8 protein-coding genes are annotated in these 9,494 nt (G+C 72.4%); all 8 read left to right on the top strand.

All coding sequences use genetic code 11. The annotated features are described in order from the left end of the window. Positions 1–102: 102 nt before the first annotated feature. The 8 genes from ruvC (at position 103) to ACFCX4_RS30965 (ending at position 9,454) form a co-directional block, all read left to right on the top strand. A complete protein-coding gene (gene ruvC, locus ACFCX4_RS31000) occupies positions 103–654 on the top strand; it encodes a crossover junction endodeoxyribonuclease RuvC (protein ID WP_376149709.1) in 552 nt (183 codons plus the stop codon). Continuing rightward, a complete protein-coding gene (ruvA, locus tag ACFCX4_RS30995) occupies positions 651–1,262 on the top strand; it encodes a Holliday junction branch migration protein RuvA (RefSeq protein ID WP_376149706.1) in 612 nt (203 codons plus the stop codon). The genes ruvC and ruvA overlap by 4 nt, the downstream gene beginning before the upstream one ends. Before the next feature lie 105 nt (positions 1,263–1,367). After that, positions 1,368–2,465, top strand: a complete 1,098-nt coding sequence (gene ruvB / locus ACFCX4_RS30990; protein ID WP_376149703.1) for a Holliday junction branch migration DNA helicase RuvB — start codon at positions 1,368–1,370, stop codon at positions 2,463–2,465. A 269-nt stretch (positions 2,466–2,734) separates the two neighbouring features. After that, a complete protein-coding gene (gene yajC / locus ACFCX4_RS30985) occupies positions 2,735–3,160 on the top strand; it encodes a preprotein translocase subunit YajC (protein WP_376149700.1) in 426 nt (141 codons plus the stop codon). Positions 3,161–3,305: 145 nt separating this feature from the next. After that, positions 3,306–5,123, top strand: coding sequence for a protein translocase subunit SecD (gene secD / locus ACFCX4_RS30980; protein ID WP_376149697.1), 1,818 nt, complete (start codon positions 3,306–3,308; stop codon positions 5,121–5,123). 4 nt (positions 5,124–5,127) lie between these two features. Continuing rightward, on the top strand, positions 5,128–6,231 hold the full coding sequence (gene secF, locus ACFCX4_RS30975; RefSeq protein ID WP_376149694.1) for a protein translocase subunit SecF: 1,104 nt from the start codon (positions 5,128–5,130) through the stop codon (positions 6,229–6,231). A 25-nt stretch (positions 6,232–6,256) separates the two neighbouring features. After that, entirely contained in the window at positions 6,257–6,808 is a 552-nt protein-coding gene (locus tag ACFCX4_RS30970) for an adenine phosphoribosyltransferase (RefSeq protein WP_376149691.1), read from the top strand. Between the two features lie 207 nt (positions 6,809–7,015). Then, positions 7,016–9,454 carry a RelA/SpoT family protein gene (locus tag ACFCX4_RS30965; RefSeq protein ID WP_376149689.1) on the top strand — a complete coding sequence of 813 codons (2,439 nt, stop codon included), beginning with the start codon at positions 7,016–7,018 and terminating at the stop codon, positions 9,452–9,454. The last annotated feature ends 40 nt before the right edge of the window (positions 9,455–9,494 follow it).

Below are 9,494 nucleotides of genomic sequence, written 5' to 3'. Positions count from 1 at the left end.
GGTCCCCAGGACCGCCGGGCCGGTGTCGTCGGCGGGGCTGTCGGTGGCGGAGGGTAGCCTTCGCAGGTCGAGGGACGTCGTGACGGTGACGGAGGGGGAGCTTTGGTTCGGGTGCTGGGTGTCGACCCGGGGCTGACCAGGTGCGGGGTCGGCGTGGTCGAGGGCGCGCCGGGCCGGCCGCTGCGGATGGCCGGGGTCGGCGTGGTGCGGACCCCCGCCGAGGCCGGGATCGGGCAGCGCCTGCTGCTGGTGGAGCAGGGCCTGGAGGCCTGGCTGGACGAGCACCGGCCCGACCTGGTGGCCGTCGAGCGGGTCTTCGCCCAGCACAACGTCCGCACCGTGATGGGCACCGCCCAGGCCAGCGCGGTGGCGATGCTCTGCGCGACCCGGCGCGGCATACCGGTCACCCTGCACACCCCGAGCGAGGTCAAGGCCGCCGTCACCGGCTCGGGCCGGGCCGACAAGGCCCAGGTCACGGCGATGGTGCAGCGGCTGCTGCGGCTGGACGCGCCGCCGAAGCCCGCCGACGCGGCGGACGCGCTGGCGCTGGCCATCTGCCACATCTGGCGCGGCGGCGCCGTCAACCGCCTGGAGGCCGCGGTCAACGCGGCCCGTACGACGTCCCGGCCCGGTCCGAGAGGAAACTTCCGATGATCGCCTTCGTGCAAGGACCCGTGGCCGCGCTGTCCGGCGGGGTCGCGGTGGTGGAGGTCGGCGGGGTCGGCATGGCGGTGCAGTGCACGCCGAACACGCTGGCCGGTCTGCGGCTGGGCGAGCCGGCCCGGCTGGCGACCTCGCTGGTGGTCCGGGAGGACTCGCTGACCCTGTTCGGCTTCGCGGACGACGACGAGCGCGGCGTCTTCGAGATCCTGCAGGCCGCGCCCGGCGTCGGCCCGAAGCTGGCGCAGGCGATCCTGGGCGTGCTCACCCCCGACGCGCTGCGTGTCGCGGTGGCGGGCGGCGACGAGAAGGCGCTGGTGGCGGTGCCCGGCATCGGCAAGGCGAAGGCGGCCAAGCTGCTGCTGGAGTACAAGGACAAACTGGGCGCCCCGCACGGCACCGTACCGGCGCAGAAGCCGGTCGCGGCCGGGCCGACGCCGTGGGGCGAGCAGCTGCACTCCGCGCTGGTCGGCCTCGGGTACGCGCCCCGGGAGGCGGACGAGGCGGTCGCCGCCGTCACCCCGGAGGCCGAGGCGCAGCCGGTGCCGGACGTCGGCGCGCTGCTGCGGCTCGCGCTGCGCGGTCTCAACCGGGCACGCTGACACCGGGCGGGCCGACACCGGCCGCCCGCCGCCGCCCGCCCGGCGCCGGTCCTCGCCGAAGCCACCTGACGACCTGTCCGTTTGTCGACATTGGAGCCCACAGCCATGAGTCCGTACGACTCCGACCCGGCCGACCGGCTGGTGACGGCCGCCGCCGACGGCGAGGACCAGGCCGTCGAGGCGGCGCTGCGCCCCCGGCAGCTGGACGAGTTCATCGGTCAGGAGCGGGTGCGCGAGCAGCTGTCGCTGGTGCTCCAGGCCGCCCGCAAGCGCGGCACCGCCCCGGACCACGTGCTGCTCAGCGGCCCGCCCGGACTCGGCAAGACCACCCTGTCGATGATCATCGCGGCCGAGCTGGGCGCCCCGATCCGGATCACCTCCGGCCCGGCCATCCAGCACGCGGGCGACCTCGCGGCGATCCTCTCCTCGCTCGCCGAGGGCGAGGTGCTGTTCCTCGACGAGATCCACCGGATGTCCCGGCCCGCCGAGGAGATGCTCTACATGGCGATGGAGGACTTCCGGGTCGACGTCATCGTCGGCAAGGGTCCCGGCGCCACCGCCATCCCGCTGGAGCTGCCGCCGTTCACCCTGGTCGGCGCGACCACCCGGGCCGGCCTGCTGCCGCCGCCGCTGCGCGACCGGTTCGGCTTCACCGGGCACATGGAGTTCTACGCGCCCGCCGAGCTGCAGCGGGTGGTGCACCGCTCGGCCGCGCTGCTGGACGTGGAGATCGACCCGGCCGGCGCCGCCGAGATCGCCGGCCGCTCGCGGGGCACGCCGCGCATCGCCAACCGGCTGCTGCGCCGGGTGCGCGACTACGCCCAGGTGCGGCACGACGGCGTGGTCACCCCGGAGATCGCCGGCCAGGCGCTGGACGTCTACGAGGTGGACGCGCGCGGTCTGGACCGGCTGGACCGGGCGGTGCTGACCGCGCTGTTGCGGCTGTTCGGCGGCGGCCCGGTCGGGCTGTCCACCCTGGCCGTGGCGGTGGGGGAGGAGGCCGAGACGGTCGAGGAGGTCGCCGAACCCTTCCTGGTCCGGGAGGGTCTGCTGGCCCGGACCCCGCGCGGGCGGATCGCCACCGCGGCGGCCTGGCAGCACCTCGGGCTCGTCCCGCCGCTCACGGCCGGCCGCGGCGCGGTGCCCGGCCAGCCGGGTCTCTTCGCTCCCGACGGGGACGGCGGTACGGACCCGGACCGATGACCGAGCCCCTGGTCAGGGCCGAACGGGTGATGGCGGAGCGTGTGCGGAGCGTACGCGCCCGCGGCGGGGGCGGGCGGAGAAGCCGGGGGAGCGTTCCGGGGAAACCGTGCAGGCGGAGGGTCGCCACTTTCGGCGGCAGGATGCGATGCTTGGCGTTGTCCGATCAGTTCGGGGTCGCCTAGACTCCGCCGGACCGCCCCTCTCACCTGACGGGACGACCATTACCACACAGGCCGCCGGCCGGCGGCCCGTAAAGGACCCTGGCTGCAGTGAACCTCATCATCCTTCTCCTCCCGATCCTCGCGATCGTGCTCATGTTCCGGTCGCAGAAGAAGCGCCAGCAGCAGATGCAGCAGATGCAGACGTCGCTGGAGCCCGGGGCGGGGGTGCGGACCATCGGCGGTCTGTACGCGCTGGTGAAGTCGGTCAACGACGAGACCGTCGAGCTGGAGATCGCGCCCGGCGTGGTCTCCCACTTCACCAAGAGCGCGATCGCGGCGGTGCTGGAGCGCACGGAGTACGACGCGATCATCAACGGCCGTCCGGACGAGGACGAGGCCGTCGACGCCTCGGACGAGGACGCCGCGGTCGACGCGGAGCAGGCCGACGCGAAGCCGCTGTCGTTCAGCAAGGACGACGCGGACGGGGCCGGCGCGAAGGCCGAGGCCGAGGGCGGGGCTCCCGCGAGCAAGTAGTACGGTCGGGCACCCGCCCGGCCGCGCGGCGTTCCGCCGCGAGCCCACAGGACTCAGGGCCGCAGTTCCGCCACACCCCGTCCAGCCGGAGCGCCGGGCGGGGTCAGGTGGGGGGAAGTGGCATGGACAGGGAGAAACGAGCAAGGTGGCAACACCCAAGTCGCGCCCGCGCGACGGTTACCCAGGGCGGGCACTGGCCCTCATCCTGGTCGTCACCGTCGGACTGGTCGCTCTCATGTTCGGGACGGGCCACACCAAGCCCCGCCTCGGTATCGACCTCGCCGGCGGTACCAGCATCACGCTGAGCGCGAAGTCGACCGACCCCAAGGCGATCAACAAGTCCAACATGGACATCGCCACCGGGATCATCGAGCAGCGCGTCAACGGTATGGGCGTCTCCGAGGCCGAGGTCCAGACCCAGGGCGACCGCAACATCATCGTGAACATCCCCAAGGGCGGTGACAAGCAGAGCGCGGCCGACCAGGTCGGCACCACCGCGATGCTGTACTTCCGCCCGGTCCTCGCCCTGGCCCCGAGCGGCCTGGAGGCCCCCGCCCCGACCGCGACGCCCTCGGCGGCCGCGAGCGGGACCCCGGCGGCCGGCGCCACCCCGAGCGGGACCCCGGCCGCAGCCGGCACGCCGGGCGCGAGCGCCACCAAGCAGGGCCGCCCGGCCGGCGAGGCCCTCGCGGCCGACAACACGCCGACGCCCGTCGCCACCACCGGCGCGAGCGCCCCGGCCACCGGCACCCCGGCCCCGGCCGCCACCGGCGCCCCGAGCGCCGCGGCGACCCCGCCGGCCCCGAGCGCGCAGGACCTCTCCGCCGCGATGACCTCGGGCACCGTGCCGCCGGAGCTGGCCGCGCAGTTCGCCGTGCTGGACTGCTCCAAGCCGGAGCAGCGGAACAAGAACCACCAGAGCGGTGAGGGCGCGCCGACCGTCGCCTGCACCCAGAAGGAAGAGAACGGCGCGTTCTACAAGCTGGCCCTCGGCCCGGTCGCCGTCCTCGGCAAGAACGTCTCCAAGGCGCAGGCCACCATCGACACCCAGCAGGGCGGCGGCTGGCAGGTCCAGCTGCAGTTCGACGGCAAGGGCACCGACGCCTTCACCGCCGTCACCGGCCAGCTGGCCTCGCAGCCCGACCCGACCAACCAGTTCGCCATCGTGCTGGACGGCCAGGTCGTCTCCCACCCGTACGTGCGCAGCGCCATCCCCGGCGGCTCCGCGGTGATCTCGGGCAACTTCACCCAGACCGAGGCGCAGAACCTCGCCAACGTGCTGAGCTTCGGCGCCCTGCCCCTGGAGTTCACCACCAGCGACGTCACCACCGTCTCCCCGCAGCTCGGCGGCGACCAGCTGAAGGCCGGCATGATCGCCGGTCTCATCGGCATGATCCTGGTGGTCGTCTACTCGCTGGTCTACTACCGGGGCCTGGGCCTGATCTCGATCGCCGGTCTGCTCGTCTCGGCGGCGCTGACCTACTCGATCATGAGCCTGCTCGGCGCGGGGATCGGCTTCGCGCTGAACCTGCCCGCGGTCTGCGGCGCCATCGTCGCGATCGGCATCACGGCGGACTCCTTCATCGTGTACTTCGAGCGCATCCGCGACGAGGTCCGCGAGGGCGCCCCGCTGCGCCCGGCGGTCCAGCGGGCCTGGCCGCGCGCCCGGCGCACCATCCTGGTCTCGGACTTCGTCTCCTTCCTCTGCGCCGCCGTGCTCTACGTGGTCTCGGTCGGCAAGGTCCAGGGCTTCGCGTTCACGCTGGGCCTGACCACGGCGCTCGACGTCGTGGTGATCTTCCTCTTCACCAAGCCGCTGATCACGCTGCTGGCCCGCCGGAAGTTCTTCTCCGAGGGCCACCCGATGTCCGGCCTGGACCCGAAGCGGCTGGGCGCCCGCCCGCCGCTGCGCAGCACCCGCCGTCGCACCCCCTCCTCCTCCGCCGCCGTGAAGGGGGCCTGACACCGTGTCGCGCTTCTCCAATCTGGGCCACAAGCTCTACCAGGGCGAGGTCAGCTTCGACTTCGTCGGCCGGCGCAAGCTCTGGTACAGCATCTCGGCGGTGATCGTCCTGGTCGCCGGCATCGGCCTGGCGATGGGCCTGCACCTGGGCATCGAGTTCAAGGGCGGCTCGGTGTACACCGTGACCAAGCCCGGGCTCACGGTGTCGCAGGCGCAGGAGGTGGTCGACAAGATCGTCGAGTCCCACCCGCTGGTGCAGTCCACCGAGGGCGGTGAGATCCGCATCCAGGTCTCCTCCGAGGACAAGACCACGTCCTCCGTGGTGACCGAGAAGCTCTCCAAGGAGCTCGGCGTCCCGATCGAGGAGATCGGCGCCCAGGTGATCGGCCCCAGCTGGGGCGAACAGATCTCCAACAAGGCGCTCACCGGTCTGGTCATCTTCATGATCCTGGTGACGATCTACCTCGCGATCGCGTTCGAGTGGCGGATGGCGGTGGCCGCCCTGGTCGCCCTCATCCACGACCTCCTGATCACCATCGGGGTCTACGCCCTGGTGGGCTTCGAGGTCACCCCGGGCACCGTGATCGGCTTCCTGACCATCCTCGGGTACTCCCTGTACGACACGGTCGTCGTCTTCGACACCGTGAAGGAGAACACCAAGGACCTCACCAAGCAGAACAAGCTCACATACAGCGACGCGGCCAACGCGGGCCTCAACCAGACCCTGGTCCGCTCGCTCAACACCACCGTGGTCGCGCTGCTCCCGGTGGCGGCGCTGCTGTTCATCGGTGGCGGTCTGCTCGGCGCAGGCACCCTGAACGACATCTCGCTGGCGCTGTTCATCGGTCTCGCCGCCGGTGCCTACTCGTCGATCTGCGTCGCCACCCCGCTGCTCGCGCAGCTGAAGGAGGAGGCGCCGGAGATGAAGGCCCTGGCGAAGCGGGTCGCCCAGCGGCGTGCCGCCGACGCCAAGGCCGCCGCGGCCAAGGACGAGGCCGGCGCCGACGAGGAGATCGCCGACGAGGACCTTCCGGCGGGTATGGTCGGTCAGCGCGGCCGGGCGGCCGGCACCACGCGTGCCAAGGGCCGTCCGTCCACCAAGCGCTGATCCCCGCCGACCCTAAGGACCCTTCGTGACCACCGCCGACACCGCACTGGCCGAGCTGCTCACCAGCCGGATCCGCGACGTCCGGGACTACCCGAAGCCTGGTGTCCTGTTCAAGGACATCGCGCCGCTGCTCGCCGACGCCGAGGCCTTCGCCGCGCTCACCCGGGCGCTCGCGGACCGGGCCGCCGGGCTCGGGGCCACCAAGGTGGTCGGCCTGGAGGCGCGCGGTTTCGTGCTGGCCGCCCCGGCGGCCTTCGCGGCCGGGCTGGGCTTCGTGCCGATCCGCAAGGAGGGCAAGCTGCCCGGCGAGGTGTTCCGCCGCTCGTACGAGCTGGAGTACGGCTCGGCGACGCTGGAGGTGCAGTGCGACGCCTTCGCGCCCGGTGAGCGGGTGCTGGTGGTGGACGACGTGCTCGCCACCGGCGGGACCATCGGTGCCTCGCTGGACCTGGTCAAGGAGGCCGGGGCCGAACTGGCCGGTGTGGTCGTGCTGATGGAGCTGGGCTTCCTGGACGGCCGGGAGCGGTTGACCCCGCACCTGGGAGGCGCTCCGCTGGAGACGCTGGTCACGGTCTGAGACCGGGCGGTCGCGGCGGGCGGTGGTCGGATTCGTCCGGCCACCGCCCGCCGTCGTGCGCGGGGTGTGCGCCGCGTGTGCGGGCCCGGCCGACCGAACGTCCCGGCGCGGGGCTCGGTACCATGAAGATTCATCCCCTCCCGGTTGCGCGGGCCGCGGCCCCGGCCGCGCGGCGCCCGCGGGGGGCAAGGCCGAGTGCCCCGAGGAGTGTCCTTGCCCGACGAGGTTGTGCCCACGGCAGCTGCGGCCGCCCCCGAGAACCGGCCCACGCCCTCGGGGGCCACCCCCGCACGCCCGGGGCCGACCCCGTCCCGCCCGTCGGCCCTGACCGGCCGGGGCTCCGCGGCCGGCGGCATGCGCGCCCGCCTCGCCCGCCTCGGCGGTCAGCGCTCCAGCGTGCTCAACCCGGTGCTGGAGCCGCTGTTCCGCTCGATCCGGGCCAACGACCCCAAGGCCGACCCGGCGCTGCTGCGCGACATCGAGAAGGCGTACGCGGTCGCCGAGAAGTGGCACCGCGGGCAGAAGCGCAAGAGCGGCGACCCGTACATCACCCACCCGCTGGCGGTCGCGACGATCCTGGCCGAGCTGGGCATGGACGCCCCGACGCTGATGGCCGGGCTGCTGCACGACACCGTCGAGGACACCGACTACGGCCTGGAGACCCTGCGCAAGGACTTCGGCGACTCGGTGGCCCTGCTGGTGGACGGCGTCACCAAGCTGGACCGGGTCAAGTTCGGCGAGGCCGCGCAGGCCGAGACGGTCCGCAAGATGGTCGTCGCGATGGCCAAGGACCCGCGGGTCCTGGTGATCAAGCTGGCCGACCGCCTGCACAACATGCGCACCATGCGCTACCTCAAGAGGGAGAAGCAGGAGAAGAAGGCCCGCGAGACCCTGGAGATCTACGCCCCGCTGGCGCACCGGCTGGGCATGAACACCATCAAGTGGGAGCTGGAGGACCTCGCCTTCGCGATCCTCTACCCCAAGATGTACGACGAGATCGTCCGGCTGGTCGCCGAGCGCGCCCCCAAGCGGGACGAGTACCTGGCGACCGTCATCGACCAGGTCCAGGGGGACCTGCGGGGCGCCCGGATCACGGCCTCCGTCACCGGGCGGCCGAAGCACTACTACTCGGTCTACCAGAAGATGATCGTCCGGGGCCGGGACTTCGCCGAGATCTACGACCTGGTGGGCATCCGGGTCCTGGTCGACACCGTCCGCGACTGCTACGCGGCGCTGGGCACCATCCACGCGCGGTGGAACCCGGTGCCGGGGCGGTTCAAGGACTACATCGCGATGCCCAAGTTCAACATGTACCAGTCGCTGCACACCACGGTGATCGGTCCCGGGGGCAAGCCGGTCGAGCTGCAGATCCGCACCTTCGACATGCACCGCCGCGCCGAGTACGGCATCGCCGCGCACTGGAAGTACAAGCAGCGCGCGGTGGCCGGGGCGTCCAAGGTGCGCACCGACACCCCCACCCAGACCCGCAAGGACGACAAGGCCGGCGCCGTCAACGAGATGGCCTGGCTGCGGCAGCTGCTGGACTGGCAGAAGGAGACCGCCGACCCCAGCGAGTTCCTGGAGTCGCTCCGCTTCGACCTGGCCAGCAACGAGGTCTTCGTCTTCACGCCCAAGGGCGACGTCATAGCACTCCCGGCGGGCGCCACCCCGGTGGACTTCGCCTTCGCGGTGCACACCGAGGTCGGCTACCGCACCATCGGCGCCAGGGTCAACGGGCGGCTGGTGCCGCTGGAGTCGACCCTGGAGAACGGTGACACCGTCGAGGTGTTCACCTCCAAGGCGGAGAACGCCGGGCCCTCCCGGGACTGGCTGGGCTTCGTCAAGTCTCCGCGCGCCCGGAACAAGATCCGCGCCTGGTTCTCCAAGGAGCGCCGCGAGGAGGCGATCGAGCAGGGCAAGGACGCCATCGCCCGCGCGATGCGCAAGCAGGGCCTGCCGATCCAGCGGATCCTGACCGGAGACTCGCTGGTCACCCTGGCCCACGAGATGCGCTACCCGGACATCTCCTCGCTGTACGCGGCGATCGGCGAGGGCCACGTCACCGCGCAGAACATCGTCCAGAAGCTGGTGCAGGCGCTGGGCGGCGAGGAGGGTGCCACCGAGGACCTCGCCGAGACGGCCACCCCCACCCACGACAACCGGCGGGCGGTCCGCCGCCGGGCCAAGGGCGACCCGGGCGTCATCGTCAAGGGCGTCGAGGACGTCTGGGTGAAGCTGTCGCGCTGCTGCACCCCGGTGCCGGGCGACGCCATCGTGGGCTTCATCACCCGCGGGAACGGCGTCTCGGTGCACCGCGCCGACTGCGTCAACGTCGAGGCGCTCACCCAGCAGCCCGAGCGGATGATCGACGTCGAGTGGGCGGCCACCCAGTCCTCGGTGTTCCTGGTCGCCATCCAGGTCGAGGCGCTGGACCGGTCCCGGCTGCTCTCGGACGTCACCCGGGTGCTGTCCGACCAGCACGTCAACATCCTGTCCGCGGCGGTGCAGACCACCCGCGACCGGGTGGCGATGAGCCGGTTCACCTTCGAGATGGGCGACCCCAAGCACCTGGGCCACGTCCTCAAGGCGGTCCGCGGCGTGGAGGGCGTCTACGACGTCTACCGCGTCACCTCGGCCCGCAAGTAGCGGCCGGCGCACGACGGGAGGGCCCCCGGGGAACGTTCCC

It is taken from the genome of Kitasatospora sp. NPDC056327, from assembly GCF_042261735.1.
Lineage (GTDB): Bacteria > Actinomycetota > Actinomycetes > Streptomycetales > Streptomycetaceae > Kitasatospora.
This window is presented reverse-complemented; position numbering and strand designations above follow the sequence as displayed.